This is a genomic window from Pseudomonas entomophila, assembly GCF_029193575.1.
Lineage (GTDB): Bacteria > Pseudomonadota > Gammaproteobacteria > Pseudomonadales > Pseudomonadaceae > Aquipseudomonas > Aquipseudomonas entomophila_G.
The window spans coordinates 134,300-153,374 of the sequence record NZ_JARGCS010000009.1 but is presented as its reverse complement, the minus strand read 5'-3'; the positions used below and the strand labels follow the sequence as shown (position 1 = coordinate 153,374).

The following is a 19,075-nucleotide window of genomic DNA, read 5'->3' as shown; positions in this document are numbered from 1 at the left end:
CTGTCGTTTTTGCGTTCGTTCGTCCAAGGCCTTTGCATGTCCGATCCCCGCTACCAGATCGACGTCAGCGTCGTGACCCGCTACCTCAAAGAACAATCCGACCCCGAAAACAGTCGTTTCGCCTTCGCTTACACCATCACCGTGCACAACAGCGGCACGCTGAAAGCCAAGCTGATGTCCCGCCACTGGCTGATCACCAACGGTGACGGCGAAGTCGAGGAAGTCCGCGGCGCCGGCGTCATCGGCCAACAACCGATGATCGAACCGGGGAAGAGCCACACCTACAGCAGCGGTGCGGTCATCACCACCCGCGTCGGCACCATGCAGGGCAGCTACCAGATGTTCGCCGAAGACGGTAAACGCTTCGATGCCGACATCGCCCCCTTCCGCCTGGCGGTACCCGGGGCGCTGCACTGATGGCGGTATACGCGGTCGGCGACCTGCAAGGCTGCCTGCAGCCCCTCAAGTGCCTGCTCGAACGCGTGCGCTTCAACCCCGCCGTCGACCGCCTGTGGCTGGTCGGCGACCTGGTCAACCGCGGCCCCGAGTCACTGGAGACCCTGCGTTTCCTCTATTCGATGCGCGATTCCCTGGTGTGCGTGCTGGGCAATCATGACCTGCACCTGCTGGCGGCCTGGCACAACGTCGAACGCCTGAAGAAGAGCGACACCCTGCGTGAAGTCATCGAAGCGCCGGACGCCGACACGCTGTTCGACTGGTTGCGCCGGCAAAAACTACTGCACTACGACGAGCCGCGCGGTATCGCCCTGGTGCATGCCGGCATCCCTCCCCAGTGGACGCTGGGCAAGGCCCTGGAACTTGCTGCAGAGGTGGAAGAAGTACTGCGTGACGACAACCGCCTGAAACTCTACCTCGACGGCATGTACGGCAACGAACCGAGCAAGTGGAGCAAGAACCTCGTCGGGATCGAGCGCCTGCGGGTGATTACCAACTACTTCACCCGCATGCGCTTCTGCACCGCCGAAGGCAAGCTCGACCTCAAGAGCAAGGAAGGCCTGGGCAGTGCCCCTAAGGGCTACAAACCCTGGTTCGCCCACAAAGAGCGCCGCGCCCGCCACGTGAAGATCATCTTCGGCCACTGGGCGGCCCTCGAAGGGCGTGTGCACGAGCCCTGCGTAGTGGCCCTGGACACTGGCTGCGTGTGGGGTGGCGCAATGACCCTGTACAACGTCGACAGTGGCGAAATGCACCGCTGTGACTGCGCCGACGACGGCACCCTACGCCCACCGGCACAACCCGCTAGAATGAACGATCAGCCCTGAAGGAAACCCGCCCCATGAGCGAATTCAAACGCATCCCTCCCGAGCAGGCCCAGGCCTTGCGTGAGCAAGGTGCGGTCGTGGTCGACATTCGTGACCCGCAAGCCTTCGCCGCCGGCCACATCACCGGCGCCAAGCACCTGGATAACCACTCGGTCGCCGAGTTCATCCGCAACGCCGACCTCGACATCCCGACCCTGGTGGTGTGCTACCACGGGAACTCCAGCCAGAGCGCCGCCGCCTACCTCGTCGGCCAAGGTTTCTCCGACGTCTACAGCATCGACGGCGGCTTCGAGCTGTGGCGCGCCACCTACCCGGCAGAGACCGCCCAGGGCTCGGCCGAATAATTTTTTCATTTTTCCTGCAGCCCGCGCCCTGAGCGGGCTCGCGCCTCACCTGACGAACGGTCGTGAGCATCTTCTCGGCCTCGCGCCCTTGACCTTGCCCAGAACCAACTATCCTTAAGCCCAGGCCATCCAAAAAGGGGAGAGCCGGTACACCGGCGTGCGGGTCATCGGTAGCGTTTCTACGGGTGTTCTGGGGGGTATACAGCAATCGGCCAGCCCGGTTGCATGCCAGCATCAGCTGACTGATCCGGCGTCGGCTCCACGTATCGAGCGAGGTGACGTCATGAGCATTTTTAGCCACTTCCAACAACGTTTCGAGTCAACCCGCCAGGAAGAACTCTCGCTGCAGGAGTACCTCGAGCTGTGCAAAGAGGATCGCAGCGCCTACGCTTCGGCGGCCGAACGGCTGTTGCTGGCCATCGGCGAACCGGAGCTGATCGACACCTCCAGCAACTCCAGGCTGTCGCGGATCTTCTCCAACAAGGTGATCCGCCGCTATCCGGCCTTTGCCGACTTCCATGGCATGGAAGAGTGCATCGACCAGATCGTCTCCTACTTCCGGCATGCCGCCCAGGGCCTGGAAGAAAAGAAACAAATCCTCTATCTGCTCGGTCCCGTGGGCGGTGGCAAGTCATCCCTGGCTGAAAAGCTCAAGCAACTGATGGAAAAGGTGCCCTTCTACGCGATCAAGGGCTCACCGGTATTCGAGTCGCCCCTGGGCCTGTTCAACGCGACCGAGGACGGTGCCATCCTTGAAGAGGAGTTCGGCATCCCGCGCCGCTACCTCAACACCATCATGTCACCCTGGGCCACCAAGCGCCTGCAGGAGTTCGGCGGCGACATCAGCAAATTCAAGGTGGTCAAGCTCTACCCCTCGATCCTCAACCAGATCGCCATTGCCAAGACCGAGCCCGGCGACGAGAACAACCAGGACATCTCCGCGCTGGTGGGCAAGGTTGATATCCGCAAGCTCGAGGAATTCCCGCAGAACGACGCCGACGCCTACAGCTACTCGGGCGCGCTGTGCCGGGCCAACCAGGGCCTGATGGAATTCGTCGAGATGTTCAAGGCACCGATCAAGGTCCTGCATCCGCTGCTCACGGCCACCCAGGAAGGCAACTACAACAGCACCGAGGGCCTGGGGGCGATCCCCTACTCCGGGATCCTGCTGGCGCACTCCAACGAATCGGAGTGGCACACCTTCCGCAACAACAAGAACAACGAAGCCTTCATCGACCGTATCTACATCGTCAAGGTGCCGTACTGCCTGCGCGTCAGCGATGAGATCAAGATCTACGACAAGCTGCTGATCAACAGTTCCCTGGCCAAGGCCCACTGCGCGCCCGACACCCTCAAGATGCTGGCCCAGTTCACCGTGCTGTCACGCCTGAAAGAGCCGGAGAACTCCAACATCTACTCGAAAATGCGCGTGTATGACGGCGAAAACCTGAAGGACACCGACCCGAAAGCCAAGTCGATACAGGAATATCGCGACGCCGCGGGCGTCGACGAAGGCATGAACGGCCTGTCGACCCGCTTCGCCTTCAAGATCCTCTCCAAGGTGTTCAACTTCGACCCGCACGAAGTGGCGGCCAACCCGGTGCACCTGCTGTACGTGCTGGAGCAACAGATCGAACAGGAACAATTCCCCGCCGAGGTACGCGAGCGCTACCTGCGTTACCTGAAGGAATACCTGGCGCCGCGCTACATCGAGTTCATCGGCAAGGAAATCCAGACCGCCTACTTGGAGTCCTACAGCGAGTACGGGCAGAACATCTTCGACCGCTACGTGCTGTACGCCGACTTCTGGATCCAGGACCAGGAATACCGCGACCCGGAAACCGGCGAGATCCTCAACCGTATCGCCCTCAACGAGGAACTGGAAAAGATCGAGAAGCCGGCCGGCATCAGCAATCCGAAGGATTTCCGCAACGAGATCGTCAACTTCGTGCTGCGCGCCCGCGCCAACAACAACGGCAAGAACCCCAGCTGGCTCAGCTACGAGAAGCTGCGGGTGGTGATCGAGAAGAAAATGTTCTCCAACACCGAGGACCTGCTGCCGGTCATCAGCTTCAACGCCAAGGCCAGCAAGGAGGATCAACAGAAACACAACGACTTCGTCACCCGGATGGTGGAGCGTGGCTACACCGACAAGCAGGTACGACTGCTGTCGGAATGGTACCTGCGGGTCAGGAAATCGCAATAAGCGGCAAGCTACAAGCCGCAAGCTGCAAGCCATGCAGCGCCGGGCCCGAACCCGCGCCATGGCTTGCGGCAGCGGTGGCTGCTCTTTCTTGCAGCTCGCAGCTTGAGGCTTGCAGCTGCACCCAGTCACCGGAGGGCCCATGAGCTACGTAATCGACCGACGCCTGAACGGCAAGAACAAGAGCACGGTCAACCGCCAGCGTTTCCTGCGGCGCTACCGTGAACACATCAAGAAAGCCGTCGAGGAAGCCGTAAGCCGCCGTTCCATCATGGACATGGAACACGGCGAACAGATCAGCATCCCGGGCCGTGATATCGATGAACCGGTGCTGCACCATGGTCGTGGTGGCAAGCAGACCATCGTGCACCCGGGCAACAAGGAGTTCACCGCTGGCGAACACATCGCCCGCCCTCAAGGTGGCGGCGGGGGTGGTGGACGCGGCAAGGCCGGTAATTCCGGCGAGGGCATGGACGACTTCGTTTTCCAGATCACCCAGGAGGAGTTCCTCGAGTTCATGTTCGAGGACCTCGAACTGCCCAACCTGGTCAAACGCCACCTGACCGGCGCCGACACCTTCAAGACCGTGCGCGCCGGCATCGCCAACGAGGGCAACCCCTCACGCATCAACATCGTCCGCACCCTGCGCTCGGCTCATGCCCGGCGTATCGCCCTGACCGGCAGCAGCCGCGCACTGTTGCGCGAGGCTCAACAGGAGCTGGCGCGCCTGAAGGTCGAGGAGCCGGACAATTTCACCGATATCCAGGCCGTGGAAGCCGAAATCGAGCGCCTCAAGGCGCGCATCAACCGTCTGCCATTCCTCGACACCTTCGACCTGAAGTACAACCTGCTGGTCAAGCAGCCCAACCCCAGCTCCAAGGCGGTGATGTTCTGCCTGATGGACGTGTCCGGCTCCATGACCCAGGCCACCAAGGACATCGCCAAGCGCTTCTTCATTCTCCTGTACCTGTTCCTCAAGCGTAATTACGAGCGCATCGAGGTGGTGTTCATCCGCCACCACACCAGCGCCCGCGAGGTCGACGAGGAGGAGTTCTTCTACTCCCGCGAGACCGGCGGCACCATCGTCTCCAGCGCCCTTAAGCTGATGCAGGAGATCATGAGCGAGCGCTACCCTGCCAGCGATTGGAACATTTACGCCGCCCAGGCCTCGGACGGCGACAACTGGAACGACGACTCGCCCATCTGCCGCGACATCCTGACCAAGCAGATCATGCCGCACGTGCAGTACTACACTTACGTCGAGATCACCCCACGTGAGCATCAGGCGTTGTGGTACGAATACGAACGTATCGGCGAAGCCTTCCCCGACACCTTCGCCCAGCAACAGTTGGTTTCGGCCGGTGACATCTACCCGGTCTTCCGTGAACTCTTCCAGCGCAGGTTAGCCACATGACCGCCAGAGCACAGAGACGCCAACCCATTTCCACGGGCTCGGAATGGACCTTCGAGCTGATCCAGACCTATGACCGGGAAATCAGCCGCCTGGCCGAGCGCTATGCCCTGGACACCTACCCCAACCAGATCGAGGTGATCACCGCTGAGCAGATGATGGACGCCTATGCCTCCGTCGGCATGCCACTGGGCTATCACCATTGGTCCTACGGCAAGCAGTTCCTCAGCACCGAAAAATCCTACAGCCGCGGGCAGATGGGCCTGGCCTACGAGATCGTCATCAACTCCGACCCGTGCATCGCCTACCTGATGGAAGAAAACACCATATGCATGCAAGCACTGGTGATCGCCCACGCCTGCTACGGGCATAACAGCTTCTTCAAGGGCAACTACCTGTTCCGCACCTGGACCGACGCCAGCTCGATCATCGACTACCTGGTGTTCGCCAAGCAGTACATCGCCCAATGCGAGGAGCGCCACGGCATCGACGCTGTCGAGGACCTGATCGACTCCTGCCACGCCCTGATGAACTATGGCGTTGACCGCTACAAGCGTCCCTACCCCATTTCCGCCGAAGAAGAGCGCCGTCGGCAGAAGGAGCGCGAGGAGCACCTCCAGCGACAGATCAACGACCTGTGGCGCACCATCCCCAAAGGCACCGACAAGGGCAACGACCGGGACGAAGGACGCTTCCCGACCGAACCCCAGGAAAACATCCTGTACTTCATCGAAAAGCACGCTCCGCTGCTCGAACCCTGGCAGCGCGAAGTGGTGCGTATCGTGCGCAAGATCGCCCAGTACTTCTACCCCCAGCGCCAGACTCAGGTGATGAACGAAGGCTGGGCCACCTTCTGGCACTACACGCTGATGAACGACCTGTACGACGAAGGCCTGGTCACCGACGGTTTCATGATGGAGTTCCTGCAATCGCACACCAGCGTGGTGTTCCAGCCGGGCTTCGACAGCCCTTACTACAGCGGCATCAACCCCTATGCCCTGGGGTTCGCCATGTACACCGACATCCGCCGCATGTGCGAGCACCCCACTGAGGAAGATCGCCGCTGGTTCCCCGACATTGCCGGCAGTGACTGGCTATCGACCGTGAAGTTCGCCATGAGCAGCTTCAAGGACGAAAGCTTCATCCTGCAGTATCTGTCACCCAAGGTGATCCGCGATCTCAAGCTGTTCAGCATCCTCGATGACGACCAGCGCGACGACCTGCTGGTGCCAGCGATCCACGACGAAGCCGGCTACCGTGCCATTCGCGAGCAACTGGCCGCCCAGTACAACCTGGGCAACCGCGAGCCGAACGTGCAGATCTGGAGCATCGACCGTCGCGGCGACCGTTCTCTGACCCTGCGCCACCAGCAGCACAACCGCAAACCCTTGGGTGACTCCACCGAGGAAGTGCTCAAGCACCTGCACCGCCTGTGGGGCTTCGACATCCACCTGGAAACCGTGCAAGGCGACCAGGTGATGAAAACCCACCACATGCCGCCCCGTGGCGAGCATGGCGAAGCCGGCGACTACGGGCGCATGGATTTGGCCGTGGTTCACCACCTCTAAGCGCTTCCGTTACTGCCGACAGGGTATCCTGTCGGCAGTAACGGAGATTTCCCATGCAGATCTACAAAGTTGGCGGCGCGGTGCGCGACCGCCTGCTCGGCCGCCCGGTCAGCGACATCGACTGGCTGGTGGTCGGTGCCACCGTCGAACAGATGCAGGCCCAAGGCTTTCGCCCGGTCGGCGCTGACTTCCCAGTGTTCATCCACCCCAAGAGCGGTGAGGAATACGCCCTGGCCCGCACCGAGCGCAAGAGCGGGCGTGGTTACGGCGGTTTCACCTTTCACGCCAGCCCTGAGGTCACCCTCGAAGAAGACCTGATCCGCCGTGACCTGACCATCAACGCCATGGCCGAGGACGATCAGGGCAACCTGTGCGACCCCTACGGCGGCAAAGCCGACCTCGAGCGGCGCATTCTGCGCCACGTCTCACCGGCGTTTGCCGAAGACCCCTTGCGCGTACTGCGCGTCGCCCGCTTTGCCGCGCGCTATGCGCCACTGGGTTTCCGGGTGGCGGAAGAAACGCTGGCACTGATGCGGCAAATCAGTGCCTCTGGCGAGCTTCAGGCGCTGACGGCCGAACGCAGTTGGAAAGAAATCGAGCGCGCGCTGATGGAAGCGCAACCCGAGGTGTTCATCCAAGTGCTGCGCGATTGCCACGCGCTTAAGGAACTGATGCCTGAGCTCGACGCGCTATTGCACGATGCCAGTCATCCGCCGCTGGCTGCCCTCGAACACGCCGCCCGTTACCGGCAACCACTGCACGTGCGCTGGGCCTGCCTGCTGCTTGGCCTCGACCTGAAGGCGATCAAGGCGATCAACCAACGCTTCAAGGCGCCGCGGGAATGCCAGGAACTGGCGCTGCTGGTGGGTGAATTCCAAGGCCACTGCCGCCTGGCCCAAGCGTTGCAGCCAACGGAGCTGCTTGAGCTGTTGCAGAAGTTCGACGTCTATCGACGCCCGCAGCGTTTCGAGGACTTCATTGCCGCCTGCGCAATGGACGCAGGCAAGGGGCTGGCGCTGCACGCTTATCCACAGGTGGATTACCTGCGCGGTGCAGCGGCGGCGGCCCGGTCGGTCGACGTAAAGCCATTGGTGGAGAGTGGCCTGGGTGGGCAGGCGCTGGGGGAGGCGATCAAGGGGGAGCGACTGAAGGCGCTGACAACCTATCGGGAGGCGGCCAAGTCCTGAATGCGAGGGTGTCGATGCGGGCCCATCGCGCGCTTGCCCCGCGATGGACTCGCCACTAATTCCGCGTCAGTTGCAACCCGCGCCACTCGAACGGCACCGGGGCCAGCACCTGATCGATGCGCGCCTCCTGCCACAACTGCCCGATAGACTTGCCTGCAACGGGGTGGATCAGCTCCGGGGCCAGCAAGGCCAGAGGCCAGAGCACGAAAGCATTCTTCAGAATCTCGGCCCGCGGCAGCACCAGCCCATTGAACGTGCCATGCAGGTCGTCGTACATCAGCACGTCGATATCCAGCGGCAGGCCCTTGCGATCCGGCGCATAGCGGCCATTGTCCGCCTCGATGAACTTGAGCCGGCGATCCAGCTCCAGTAGCGGCAGGTCGGTCTGGCCGCGCACCACCAAATTGAAGAATGGGCCGCTCTTGATCCCCACCGCCTGGCTTTCGAACACCGCGGAGCACTGCATGTCGCGCAAGAAGCCGGCCAGCGCGTCGAGCCCGGCACACAGGTGCGCCTCACGGTCTATATTGCTGCCCAGCCCCAGGTATACCGTGCTCAGAGACATCCGCGCTCGATCTCCACGCCAACACCACCACGGGCCGCAGGTATCGCACCCGGCTTGGTCAGTTTGAGGCGCACCCAGGGGATGCCGAACTCCTCCATCAGCGCCGCCACCAAGCGCTCGGCGAAGGTTTCCACCAATTCGAAGCTGGACTGCTCGGCGAATGCCTGGATGCGCGCCGTCACGCTGGCATAGTCCAGGCATAGGCTCAGGTCGTCACTGGCGGCGGCCGGGCGGTTGTCCCAGGCGAAACTCAGGTCCAGGCGCAGGCACTGGCGGATATCCCGTTCCCAGTCATAGGCGCCGATGACGGTATCGACTTCCAGGCCTTCGATGAACACTCTGTCCAAGCACTTCTCTCCACAGCACGACAAGGGCGACGGGCGCCGTTAGAATCAGGGCATCCTCGCCCGGAATAGTTAGCATGTTTTGGTTACTGGCACTGCTCGCCTACCTGCTCGGCTCGCTGTCCTTCGCCATCGTGCTGAGCCGCGTCAGCGGCAGACCCGACCCCCGCACCAGCGGCTCGGGCAACGCCGGTGCGACCAACATGCTGCGCCTGGCGGGCCGCAAACTGGCGATCCTGACCCTGCTCGGCGACCTGTGCAAGGGCCTGCTGCCGGTGCTACTGGCGCAACTGGCCGGGCTCAGCCTGCAGGAACAAGCCTGGATCGGCCTGTGCGCCGTGATCGGCCACCTGTTCCCACTGTATTTCCACTTCCAGGGCGGCAAGGGCGTGGCCACTGCAGCCGGCATGCTCATGGGCCTTTACTTCCCCGCCGCGCTGCTGGCCATCGGCGCCTGGCTGCTGACCTTCTACCTCACCCGCACCAGTTCATTGGCCGCGTTGATCGCCACGCCACTGACCCTGCCACTGCTGGCTTGGCGTGAGCCGGCGGCGCTGCTGCCAATGGCGACGCTGACACTGCTGATCGTATGGCGCCATCGCAGCAATCTACGCGACCTGTTTGCCGGACGCGAACGGCATTTCTGAAGCGCGCACCTTCACAGCGGCGGCAGTTGCTCCATCGGCCAGCGCGCCTGCACGCTGATCGCCAGGTCCTGCTGTTGCCCAGCCAGCAAACGCTGGCAACCTGCATAAGCGATCATCGCGCCGTTGTCGGTGCAGAACTTCGGCCGCGCGTAGTAGACGTTGCCCTTGAGGCTGGCGAGCATCTCTTCCAACGATGTGCGCAAGGCCTTGTTGGCACTGACGCCACCAGCGATGACCAGGCGCTTGAGGCCGGTCTGCTTGAGGGCACGCTTGCACTTGATGGTCAGAGTCTCCACCACCGCCTGCTGGAATGCCAGGGACACGTCGCAACGGGTTTGCTCGTTGTCGTCCCCGGCATCGCGACGCTGCTGCCAGGTGTTCAGGGCGAAGGTCTTCAACCCACTGAAGCTGAACTCCAGGCCCGGACGGTCGGTCATCGGCCGCGGGAACACGAAACGCCCCGGCACGCCCTGCTCGGCCAGGCGCGCGATCTCCGGGCCGCCGGGGTAATTCAGGCCAATCAGCTTGGCGGTCTTGTCGAAGGCCTCACCGGCGGCGTCGTCCAGGCTCTCGCCCAGCAGCTGGTACTGGCCGATGCCATCGACACGCACCAACTGGGTGTGACCACCGGAAACCAGCAAGGCAACGAACGGAAACTCGGGCGGCTGCGCTTCCAGCATGGGCGCCAGCAGGTGGCCTTCCATATGGTGCACGCCGATCGCCGGGATATCCCAGGCGAACGCCAGGGCCTGGGCACAGGACGCGCCGACCAGCAGTGCGCCGACCAAGCCTGGGCCGGCGGTATAGGCGATGGCATCGATGTCGGCGGCGACGCAGCCGGCTTCGCCCAGCACTTCGCGAATCAACGGCAGCATGCGCTTGACGTGATCACGCGAGGCGAGCTCGGGCACAACGCCGCCGTAGACGCGGTGCACGTCGATCTGGCTGAACAACGCGTCGGCCAACAAACCGCGTTCGCTGTCATATAATGCGACGCCGGTTTCGTCGCAGGATGTTTCCAATCCCAGTACTAGCATGGGTCCGTGCCTTGTGGAGGCTGAATTCGAAGCCGCGCATGATAGTCCCCGTGCCGAGTGCCGACCAGCGGTTTTCGATCAGAGGCTTTGCATTCCGGCCAGCTAAGGGTTAACATCCGCAACCCTTGAAAACCGACGTTCTCCAGCACACCTTTGTTTTGTCAGGAGTACGTCTACCCCGGTAATGAATGAAGGTAGCCCTGGATGCCAGCCGTCAAAGTTAAAGAGAACGAACCCTTCGACGTAGCTCTGCGTCGTTTCAAGCGCTCCTGCGAAAAAGCCGGTGTACTGGCTGAAGTTCGTAGCCGCGAGTTTTACGAAAAGCCGACTGCCGAGCGCAAGCGCAAGGCTGCTGCCGCTGTCAAGCGTCACGCCAAGAAAGTCCAGCGCGAACAGCGCCGCGCCGTTCGTCTGTACTAATACAGGCGTTCTACGCAAGGCTTCTGCCCCCCGCCCGGCCACCGTGCCGGGCTGATGGCAGCGCTTGTTTCAATCCCTTGGCCATGCGCCTCGGGCGCCCCGGCAACAGCCATGGGCAACCCGCTACAACACGTCAGCAACTGGTTCACGCCAGACGTGCACGTCCTGACTGACGAGCCCCTCGTGGCTTGCGACGAGCACAACCTCCCCTCGCACTTCCTTGCTACACCTTACGCCCCGAACCCGCGCATTAGCGATTAGACTTGCCAGTTGCCAGATGACGAGACTGCCATGGCCGGGCTGATTCCCCAGAGTTTCATTGATGACCTGCTCAACCGCACCGACATCGTCGACGTGGTGAGTTCGCGCATCCAGCTGAAAAAAACCGGCAAGAACCTCTCCGCCTGCTGCCCGTTCCACAAGGAAAAGACCCCGTCCTTCACCGTCAGCCCCGACAAGCAGTTCTACTATTGCTTCGGCTGCGGCGCCGGGGGCAACGCCCTGGGCTTCATCATGGACCACGACAACCTGGACTTCCCCCAGGCGGTCGAGGAACTGGCCCGCGCGGCCGGCATGGAAATCCCCCGCGAGGAAGGCCGTCGCGGGCAGAAGCCACGCCAGCCCACCGACTCCCCGCTGTACCCACTGCTGGAAGCGGCTGCCGAGTTCTATCGCCAGGCCCTGCGCAACCACCCGACCCGCAAGGCGGCGGTGGAATACCTCAAGGGCCGCGGGCTGTCCGGGGAAATCGCCCGCGACTTCGGCCTGGGCTTCGCACCGCCAGGCTGGGACAACCTGTTCAAGCACCTGGGCGCCGACACCCTGCAGCAAAAAGTGATGATCGACGCCGGCCTGCTGATCGAGAACGCCGAAAGCGGCAAGCGCTACGACCGCTTCCGCGACCGCGTGATGTTCCCGATCCGCGACAGCCGTGGCCGGGTGATCGCTTTCGGCGGCCGGGTGCTGGGTGACGACAAGCCCAAGTACCTGAACTCCCCGGAAACCCCGGTTTTCCACAAGGGCCAGGAGCTGTACGGGCTGTACGAGGCACGCAAGCACAACCGCAACCTCGACGAGATCATCGTGGTCGAGGGCTACATGGATGTCATCGCCCTGGCCCAGCAAGGCCTGCGCAATGCCGTGGCGACCCTCGGCACCGCCACCAGCGAGGAGCACCTCAAGCGCCTGTTCCGCGTGGTACCGCACGTGCTGTTCTGCTTCGACGGCGACCAAGCCGGGCGCAAGGCTGCCTGGCGCGCGCTTGAGGCTACCCTGTCGAACCTGCAAGACGGGCGCCGCGCGCGCTTTCTGTTCCTGCCCGAGGGCGAAGACCCGGACAGCCTGGTCCGCGCCGAAGGCACCGACGCGTTCCACGCGCGCATCAACCAGCACGCCCAGCCGCTGGCCGACTATTTCTTCGAGCAGTTGAGCAACGAAGCCGACCCACGTTCGCTGGAAGGCAAGGCGCACATGGCGACGCTGGCCGCACCGTTGATCGAAAAGATCCCCGGCGCCAACTTGCGCCAGCTGATGCGCAACCGCCTGAAGGACATCACCGGGCTGGACATGCAGCAGATGGAACAGTTGGCGCAGCAGGCGCCAGCGGCAAGCACCCCGGACTACGACCCTGGCTTCGACTACGACGCCATGGCCAGCTACACCCCCGACTACAGTGAACCGTCCTACGACTACGCCCCTGCGCAGCAGGAGCAGCGCCCATGGACGCCGAACAAGGGCGGTGGCAAGAAGCAATGGGATGGCAACGGCAAGCCCTGGGACAAGAACCGCAAGGGCGGCAAGCCCTGGCAGCGCGAAGAGGCGCCGCCACGCGTACCGGCACCGGTCGAACCACCGGCGCTGGCGGCGCTGCGCACACTACTGCACCACCCACTGCTGGCCGGCAAGGTCGAGGACGCGAGTCATTTCGCCGGCGAGGAACACCTCTACAGCCAGCTGCTGGTGGCGCTGATCGAGGCCGTGCAGAAGAATCCTGGGCTAAGCTCCATGCAGTTGATCGCACGTTGGCACGGCACCGAACAAGGACGCCTGTTACGGGCGCTGGCGGAAAAGGAATGGCTGATCGATGCCGACAACCTTGAACAACAGTTTTTCGACACTATAACTAGCTTGTCCGCTCGCCAGCGCGAGCGCAGCCTGGAACATCTGCTGCGAAAAGCACGTCAAAGTGAACTGAGCGCAGAGGAAAAATCTCAGCTTCTGGCCCTGCTGAGCCGTAATGTTCCCGCACAAACCCCGACCTCATCTGGCGCGTGAGGTCCATGCTCGGGTATAATCCTCGGCTTGTTTTTTGCCCGCCAAGACCTTCAGTGGATAGGGTGTTATGTCCGGAAAAGCGCAACAGCAATCTCGTATCAAAGAGTTGATCACCCGCGGTCGTGAGCAGGGCTACCTGACTTACGCGGAGGTCAACGACCACCTGCCTGAGGATATTTCAGATCCGGAACAGGTGGAAGACATCATCCGCATGATCAACGACATGGGGATCAACGTATTCGAGAGTGCTCCGGATGCGGATGCCCTGCTGTTGGCGGAAGCCGACACCGACGAAGCCGCAGCCGAAGAGGCCGCCGCCGCGTTGGCGGCCGTTGAAACCGATATCGGCCGCACGACCGACCCGGTGCGCATGTACATGCGCGAAATGGGTACCGTCGAGCTGCTGACCCGTGAAGGCGAGATCGAAATCGCCAAGCGCATCGAGGAAGGCATCCGCGAAGTCATGGGCGCCATCGCCCACTTCCCGGGCACTGTCGACTACATCCTCGGCGAATACGACCGCGTCACCACCGAAGGTGGCCGCCTGTCCGACGTCCTCAGCGGTTACATCGACCCTGACGACAACATCGCCGCGCCGACCGAAGAGGTGCCGATTCCAGGCGCCAAGGCCGCCGCCGCGAAGGAAGAAGCGGACGACGAGGAAGAAAGCGAAGAGAGCAGCGACGACGAGGAAGAGACCGAAAGCGGTCCAGACCCGGAAGTCGCACGCCAGCGTTTCGGCGCCGTCTCCGACCAGCTCGGCCTCACTGTCAAAGCCCTGAAAAAGCACGGCCGCGCCAGCAATGAGGGCGTTGCCGCCCTGCTGGCCCTGGCCGAGCTGTTCATGCCGATCAAGCTGGTACCGAAGCAGTTCGACGCCCTGGTCGAGCGCGTGCGTGGCGCCCTCGAGCGCCTGCGCGCCCAGGAACGCGCCATCATGCAGCTGTGCGTGCGTGATGCGCGCATGCCACGTGCCGACTTCCTGCGCCTGTTCCCAGGCAACGAGACCGACCAGACCTGGTCCGGCGACCTGTCCAAGCGCAGCACCAAGTGGGCTGCCGCCCTGGGCGAGAAGGACGCCGCCATCGTCGCCTGCCAGCAGAAGCTGGTGGACCTCGAGAGCGAAACCGGCCTGACCGTCGCGGAAATCAAGGAAATCAACCGTCGCATGTCGATCGGCGAGGCCAAGGCCCGCCGCGCCAAGAAAGAAATGGTCGAGGCGAACCTGCGTCTGGTGATCTCCATCGCCAAGAAGTACACCAACCGTGGCCTGCAGTTCCTGGACCTGATCCAGGAAGGCAACATCGGCCTGATGAAGGCGGTGGACAAGTTCGAATACCGTCGTGGCTACAAGTTCTCGACCTACGCCACCTGGTGGATCCGCCAGGCGATCACCCGCTCGATCGCCGACCAGGCGCGCACCATCCGCATCCCGGTGCACATGATCGAGACGATCAACAAGCTCAACCGTATTTCCCGGCAGATGCTCCAGGAAATGGGCCGTGAACCGACCCCGGAAGAGCTGGGCGAGCGCATGGAGATGCCTGAGGACAAAATCCGCAAGGTGTTGAAGATCGCCAAGGAGCCGATCTCCATGGAAACGCCGATCGGTGACGACGAAGATTCGCACCTGGGCGACTTCATCGAGGACTCCACCATGCAGTCCCCGATCGACGTGGCCACGGTCGAAAGCCTCAAGGAAGCCACCCGCGACGTGCTCTCGGGCCTGACCGCGCGCGAAGCCAAGGTGCTGCGCATGCGTTTCGGCATCGACATGAACACCGACCACACCCTCGAAGAAGTCGGCAAGCAGTTCGACGTGACCCGCGAGCGGATCCGTCAGATCGAAGCCAAGGCGTTGCGCAAGCTGCGCCACCCGACGCGAAGCGAGCACCTGCGCTCCTTCCTCGACGAGTGATGACGAACCCCGGCCCAGGCCGGGGTTTTTCTTTCCCGCAGCAGGACCAATAGCCGCGCCTACAGAGGCACACGCCGCCCCCGCCGGTCTACACTCGAATCAGCCACCTGATGCGAGAGGTAGACATGTCCTTGATGCCGGCCCTCCTGTTGCTGCTCCTGATGGTCTGGAACACAACGGCCGGCGCCCTGACCCTGACCGACGAGGAGAAAGCCTGGCTCAGCGCGCACCCACAACTGCGCCTGGGCGTCGATGCTTCATGGCCGCCGTTCGAGTTCCGCGACCAGGAAGGCCACTACCAGGGATTGGCCGCCGATTACATTGCCCTGATCCAGGAACGACTGGGGGTTGCGCTGCAACCGATCGAGCCCAGCAGTTGGAGCCAAGTGCTGGAGCAGGCCAAGCAGAATCGCATCGACCTGCTGCCGGGCATCATGTCCACGCCCGAACGCCAAGCCTACCTGGCCTTCACCCGCCCATACCTGGACTTCCCGATCGTCATCCTCGCCCACGAAGGCGGCCCGCAACCGCGCACCCTCAAGGACCTGTACGGCCTGAAGATCGCTGTGGTCGAGAACTACGCCCCCCACGAATTGCTGCGCACCCACCACCCGGACCTCAACCTGGTGGCACTACCCAACGTCAGTTCGGCCCTGCAAGCCCTGGCCACCGACGAGGTCGATGCGGTAGTCGGTGACCTCGCCTCAAGCATTTGGAGCCTGCGCCAGCTGAAGCTCGAAGGCCTCTACGTCAGCGGCGAAACGCCCTATCGCTACCAACTGGCAATGGCCGCGCCGCGCCAGCAGAAGGTGCTCGTCGGCATCCTCGACAAGGTCATGGCCGACCTCAGCAGCAGTGAAATCAACGCGATCCAGCAGCGCTGGGTGGGCAACGTCGTCGATCAACGAAACTTCTGGCACGACATGCTGCTCTACGGCCTGCCCACCCTGGCCGTGGCGCTGGCGGTGCTCGCCGCGATGCTGCGCATCAACCGCCGCCTGAGTTCGGAGATCTCCCGGCGCATTGCCCTGGAGCAGGAGCTGCGCAGCAGCGAGTACCACTACCGCGGCCTGGTCGAGAGCTTGTCGGCAATCGCCTGGGAAGCCGACGCCAACGATTTCACCTACAGCTATGTCTCGCCCCACGCCGAAAACCTGCTCGGCTACCCCTTGAGCGAATGGCTCAAGCCCGGCTTCTGGCGCAGCATCCTGCACCCCGAGGACACCCTCTGGGCACAAGCCTACTGCGACAGCGAAACCGCCGCCGGGCGCGACCACAGCCTCGACTATCGGGTAATCCGCGCCGACGGCCACACGCTATGGGTGCGCAACATCGTCAGCATGATCGAGCATGGCCACAGGCCACTGATGCGCGGCCTGATGATCGATATCAGCGAAACCAAGCGCACCGAGGATGCCCTGCGCCTGTCGGAGCAGAAGTTCGCCTCGGTATTCCAACAGTGCCCGGACATCCTGCTGATCGCCCGCCACAGCGACGGTTGCCTGCTGGAGGTGAACGAAGCCTTCGAGGAGCAAATCGGCCTGAGCCCGGCCCAGGTCATCGGCCGCACCGCCACCGAGCTGGGCCTGTGGGGCGTCGCAGGCACCGGCCCAGCCCTGCTCGAACGCCTGCAGCGGGGTGGCATCCGCAACCTGGAAACGAGCTTTCGGCGCAGCAACGGCCAGTTGTTCACCGGCCTGACCTCGGCGGAAAGCTTCGACCTCGACGGCACGCCGGCCCTGGTGGTCGCAGTGCGCGATATCAGCCAGCTCAAGGAAACCCAACAGCAGTTGCAGATTTCCGAGGAAAAATTCGCCAAAGCCTTCCACGCATCGCCTGACGGCCTGCTGCTGTCGCGCCAGAGCGACGGCCTGCTGCTCGAGGTCAACGAAGGTTTCTGTCGGCTGACCGGCTTCGACGTCAACCCGGCCCTCGACCAGACCACCCTGGACCTGGGCATCTGGGTCGACCTCAACGAACGTCGGCGGCTGATCGACCAGCTCCGACGCGACGGCTACGTGCGCGACTTCAGTTGCCATATCCGCCGCAGCGACGGGCAGATCCGCCTCTGCGAGCTGTCGGCGCGGCCACTGCCGATCGGTGGCGTCGACTGCATGCTGACCATAGCCCGCGACATCACCGAGCGCCACCTGATGCAGGAGAAACTGCAGCTGGCCGCCACGGTGTTCGAAAATACCGCCGAAGGGGTGCTGATCACCGACACCGACCAGCGCATCAGCGCGGTCAACCGCGCCTTCAGCGAGATCACCGGCTACAGCGAAAGCGAAGCCCTCGGCCAGACCCCGCGCCTGCTCGCCTCCGGCCAGCACGACAGCGCCTTCTACGCCGCCATGTGGCACCAGCTCACCGCCGAAGGCCACTGGCAAGGTGAGATCTTCAACAAGCGCAAGAACGGCGAGCTCTACCCCGGCTGGCTGACCATCAGCGCGGTCCGCAACAGCGAACGCGAGATCACCCATTTCGTCGCGGTATTCGCCGACATCTCCAGCCTCAAGCACGCCCAGGCCAAGCTCGACTACCAGGCCCACCACGACCCGCTGACCGGCCTGCCCAACCGCGCGCTGTTCGAGAACCGCCTGCAGGCAGCGCTGAGCTGTGCGCAACTGTCGAACCGCCAGGGCGCCGTGCTGTTCCTCGACCTGGACCGTTTCAAGCACATCAACGACAGCCTCGGCCACCCGGTCGGCGACCTGTTGCTCAAGGGCATCGCGCAACGCCTCAAGGAGCAGGTGCGCGACATCGACACCGTGGCGCGCCTGGGCGGCGACGAGTTCATTATCCTCCTGCCCGGCTTGCACCGCCCTGGCGACGCCGGCGCCATCGCCGCCAAGCTGCTGGCCTGCTTCCACGCGCCGGTGCAGGCCGGCGAGCACGAGTTCTTCACCAGCGCCAGCATCGGCATCAGCCTCTACCCCCAGGATGGCAGCGACGTCGCCACGCTGATCCGCAACGCCGACGCCGCCATGTACCGCTCCAAGGCCAAGGGCCGCAACCGCGTCGAGGCCTACACCCTCGACCTCACCGCGCAGGCCAGCGAGCGCATCGCCCTCGAGCACGAGCTGCGCCGCGCTATCGAACGCAACGAGATGAGCCTGTACTACCAGCCGAAGTTCAGCCTCAAGACCCAGAGCCTGGTCGGCGCCGAGGCGCTGATCCGCTGGAGCCACCCGACCCTGGGCGAGGTGCCGCCGGAGCAGTTCATCCACCTGGCCGAGGAGAACGGCACCATCTTGCAGATCGGCGACTGGGTGCTGGAGCAGGCGTGCTGGCAGATGCACGCCTGGAAGAGCACCTACCAGGCGTTCGGCCCACTGTCGATCAACCTGGCCGGCGCCCAGCTGCGCCAGCCCAACCTGGCACGGCGCATCGAGCACCTGCTCAAGACCTTCCAGCTCAAGGCCGGCGACTTGCAATTGGAGATCACCGAGAACTTCATCATGAGCCAGGCCGAGGAGGCACTCGCCATTCTCCACCAGCTCAAGCAACTGGGCGTGCAACTGGCGATCGATGATTTCGGCACCGGCTATTCGTCGCTGAGCTATCTCAAGCGTCTGCCACTGGACATCCTGAAGATCGACCAATCGTTCATCCGCGGCCTGCCCGACGACCCCCACGACGCCGCCATCGCCCGCGCAATCATCGCCCTGGGCCGCAGCATGCAACTGACGATCATCGCCGAGGGCGTGGAGAACCAGGCGCAGCAACGTTTCCTGGCTGCCGAGGGCTGCGAGCAGATCCAGGGCTACATCGTCAGCCTGCCTCTGCCCGCCGAGGAGTTCGCGGCCACCTTCCTGCGCATAGCACTAACGGATCTTTCGGATGGCACCGTTAGCAAACCCTCGTTATAATCCGC

Annotated in this window: 15 protein-coding genes; 12 read left to right on the top strand and 3 right to left on the bottom strand. The window is 63.2% G+C overall.

The window, feature by feature from the left end; all coding sequences use genetic code 11:
- Positions 1-36 precede the first annotated feature (36 nt).
- The 7 genes from apaG to P0Y43_RS03645 all read left to right on the top strand — a co-directional run bounded on the left by apaG (position 37) and on the right by P0Y43_RS03645 (position 7,996).
- Positions 37-417 carry a Co2+/Mg2+ efflux protein ApaG gene (apaG, locus tag P0Y43_RS03675; RefSeq protein ID WP_275635947.1) on the top strand — a complete coding sequence of 127 codons (381 nt, stop codon included), beginning with the start codon at positions 37-39 and terminating at the stop codon, positions 415-417.
- Positions 417-1,283 carry a symmetrical bis(5'-nucleosyl)-tetraphosphatase gene (locus tag P0Y43_RS03670; RefSeq protein ID WP_275635946.1) on the top strand — a complete coding sequence of 289 codons (867 nt, stop codon included), beginning with the start codon at positions 417-419 and terminating at the stop codon, positions 1,281-1,283. Before apaG ends, P0Y43_RS03670 begins: the two co-directional genes overlap by 1 nt.
- 14 nt (positions 1,284-1,297) lie before the next feature.
- The gene (glpE, locus tag P0Y43_RS03665) at positions 1,298-1,627 is read left to right on the top strand and encodes a thiosulfate sulfurtransferase GlpE (protein WP_275635945.1); all 330 of its coding nucleotides are present in this window, start codon (positions 1,298-1,300) and stop codon (positions 1,625-1,627) included.
- Between the two features lie 283 nt (positions 1,628-1,910).
- On the top strand, positions 1,911-3,833 hold the full coding sequence (locus tag P0Y43_RS03660; RefSeq protein WP_275635944.1) for a PrkA family serine protein kinase: 1,923 nt from the start codon (positions 1,911-1,913) through the stop codon (positions 3,831-3,833).
- Positions 3,834-3,972: 139 nt separating this feature from the next.
- On the top strand, positions 3,973-5,244 hold the full coding sequence (locus tag P0Y43_RS03655) for a YeaH/YhbH family protein (protein ID WP_275635943.1): 1,272 nt from the start codon (positions 3,973-3,975) through the stop codon (positions 5,242-5,244).
- Entirely contained in the window at positions 5,241-6,809 is a 1,569-nt protein-coding gene (locus P0Y43_RS03650) for a SpoVR family protein (protein WP_275635942.1), read from the top strand. The genes P0Y43_RS03655 and P0Y43_RS03650 overlap by 4 nt, the downstream gene beginning before the upstream one ends.
- A gap of 53 nt (positions 6,810-6,862) precedes the next feature.
- Positions 6,863-7,996 (top strand): multifunctional CCA addition/repair protein, encoded by a 1,134-nt coding sequence (locus P0Y43_RS03645; protein ID WP_275635941.1) that lies wholly within the window; start codon positions 6,863-6,865, stop codon positions 7,994-7,996.
- A gap of 55 nt (positions 7,997-8,051) precedes the next feature.
- Here the strand turns inward: P0Y43_RS03645 and folK are convergent, their stop codons facing one another.
- Both folK and folB read right to left on the bottom strand, forming a co-directional pair.
- A complete protein-coding gene (gene folK / locus P0Y43_RS03640) occupies positions 8,052-8,561 on the bottom strand; it encodes a 2-amino-4-hydroxy-6-hydroxymethyldihydropteridine diphosphokinase (RefSeq protein ID WP_275635940.1) in 510 nt (169 codons plus the stop codon).
- Positions 8,552-8,908, bottom strand: a complete 357-nt coding sequence (gene folB, locus P0Y43_RS03635; protein ID WP_275635939.1) for a dihydroneopterin aldolase — start codon at positions 8,906-8,908, stop codon at positions 8,552-8,554. The genes folK and folB overlap by 10 nt, the downstream gene beginning before the upstream one ends.
- A gap of 74 nt (positions 8,909-8,982) precedes the next feature.
- Here folB and plsY point away from each other — a divergent pair, with 74 nt between their 5' ends.
- Positions 8,983-9,552, top strand: a complete 570-nt coding sequence (gene plsY / locus P0Y43_RS03630) for a glycerol-3-phosphate 1-O-acyltransferase PlsY (RefSeq protein WP_275635938.1) — start codon at positions 8,983-8,985, stop codon at positions 9,550-9,552.
- 11 nt (positions 9,553-9,563) lie between these two features.
- Here plsY and tsaD read toward each other — a convergent pair whose 3' ends face one another.
- Positions 9,564-10,589 carry a tRNA (adenosine(37)-N6)-threonylcarbamoyltransferase complex transferase subunit TsaD gene (gene tsaD / locus P0Y43_RS03625; protein ID WP_275635937.1) on the bottom strand — a complete coding sequence of 342 codons (1,026 nt, stop codon included), beginning with the start codon at positions 10,587-10,589 and terminating at the stop codon, positions 9,564-9,566.
- A gap of 204 nt (positions 10,590-10,793) precedes the next feature.
- Between tsaD and rpsU the strand changes: the two genes are divergently transcribed.
- From rpsU to P0Y43_RS03605, 4 genes are all read left to right on the top strand, one after another.
- Complete coding sequence (gene rpsU, locus P0Y43_RS03620) at positions 10,794-11,009, top strand: 30S ribosomal protein S21 (RefSeq protein ID WP_003255575.1); 216 nt, start codon at positions 10,794-10,796, stop codon at positions 11,007-11,009.
- Between the two features lie 291 nt (positions 11,010-11,300).
- Positions 11,301-13,283, top strand: coding sequence for a DNA primase (gene dnaG, locus P0Y43_RS03615; protein ID WP_275635936.1), 1,983 nt, complete (start codon positions 11,301-11,303; stop codon positions 13,281-13,283).
- Between the two features lie 67 nt (positions 13,284-13,350).
- Positions 13,351-15,201 carry an RNA polymerase sigma factor RpoD gene (gene rpoD / locus P0Y43_RS03610; protein ID WP_275635935.1) on the top strand — a complete coding sequence of 617 codons (1,851 nt, stop codon included), beginning with the start codon at positions 13,351-13,353 and terminating at the stop codon, positions 15,199-15,201.
- Positions 15,202-15,326: 125 nt separating this feature from the next.
- Positions 15,327-19,070 carry an EAL domain-containing protein gene (locus P0Y43_RS03605; RefSeq protein ID WP_275635934.1) on the top strand — a complete coding sequence of 1,248 codons (3,744 nt, stop codon included), beginning with the start codon at positions 15,327-15,329 and terminating at the stop codon, positions 19,068-19,070.
- Positions 19,071-19,075: the final 5 nt, after the last annotated feature.

What these genes read in the sequence shown, in the direction of transcription:
- apaG (WP_275635947.1), top strand. Translation starts at nt 37, where the DNA reads ATGTCCGATCCCCGCTACCAGATCGACGTCAGCGTCGTGACCCGCTAC.
- P0Y43_RS03670 (WP_275635946.1), top strand. Translation starts at nt 417, where the DNA reads ATGGCGGTATACGCGGTCGGCGACCTGCAAGGCTGCCTGCAGCCCCTC.
- glpE (WP_275635945.1), top strand. Translation starts at nt 1,298, where the DNA reads ATGAGCGAATTCAAACGCATCCCTCCCGAGCAGGCCCAGGCCTTGCGT.
- P0Y43_RS03660 (WP_275635944.1), top strand. Translation starts at nt 1,911, where the DNA reads ATGAGCATTTTTAGCCACTTCCAACAACGTTTCGAGTCAACCCGCCAG.
- P0Y43_RS03655 (WP_275635943.1), top strand. Translation starts at nt 3,973, where the DNA reads ATGAGCTACGTAATCGACCGACGCCTGAACGGCAAGAACAAGAGCACG.
- P0Y43_RS03650 (WP_275635942.1), top strand. Translation starts at nt 5,241, where the DNA reads ATGACCGCCAGAGCACAGAGACGCCAACCCATTTCCACGGGCTCGGAA.
- P0Y43_RS03645 (WP_275635941.1), top strand. Translation starts at nt 6,863, where the DNA reads ATGCAGATCTACAAAGTTGGCGGCGCGGTGCGCGACCGCCTGCTCGGC.
- folK (WP_275635940.1), bottom strand. Translation starts at nt 8,561, where the DNA reads ATGTCTCTGAGCACGGTATACCTGGGGCTGGGCAGCAATATAGACCGT.
- plsY (WP_275635938.1), top strand. Translation starts at nt 8,983, where the DNA reads ATGTTTTGGTTACTGGCACTGCTCGCCTACCTGCTCGGCTCGCTGTCC.
- tsaD (WP_275635937.1), bottom strand. Translation starts at nt 10,589, where the DNA reads ATGCTAGTACTGGGATTGGAAACATCCTGCGACGAAACCGGCGTCGCA.
- rpsU (WP_003255575.1), top strand. Translation starts at nt 10,794, where the DNA reads ATGCCAGCCGTCAAAGTTAAAGAGAACGAACCCTTCGACGTAGCTCTG.
- dnaG (WP_275635936.1), top strand. Translation starts at nt 11,301, where the DNA reads ATGGCCGGGCTGATTCCCCAGAGTTTCATTGATGACCTGCTCAACCGC.
- rpoD (WP_275635935.1), top strand. Translation starts at nt 13,351, where the DNA reads ATGTCCGGAAAAGCGCAACAGCAATCTCGTATCAAAGAGTTGATCACC.
- P0Y43_RS03605 (WP_275635934.1), top strand. Translation starts at nt 15,327, where the DNA reads ATGTCCTTGATGCCGGCCCTCCTGTTGCTGCTCCTGATGGTCTGGAAC.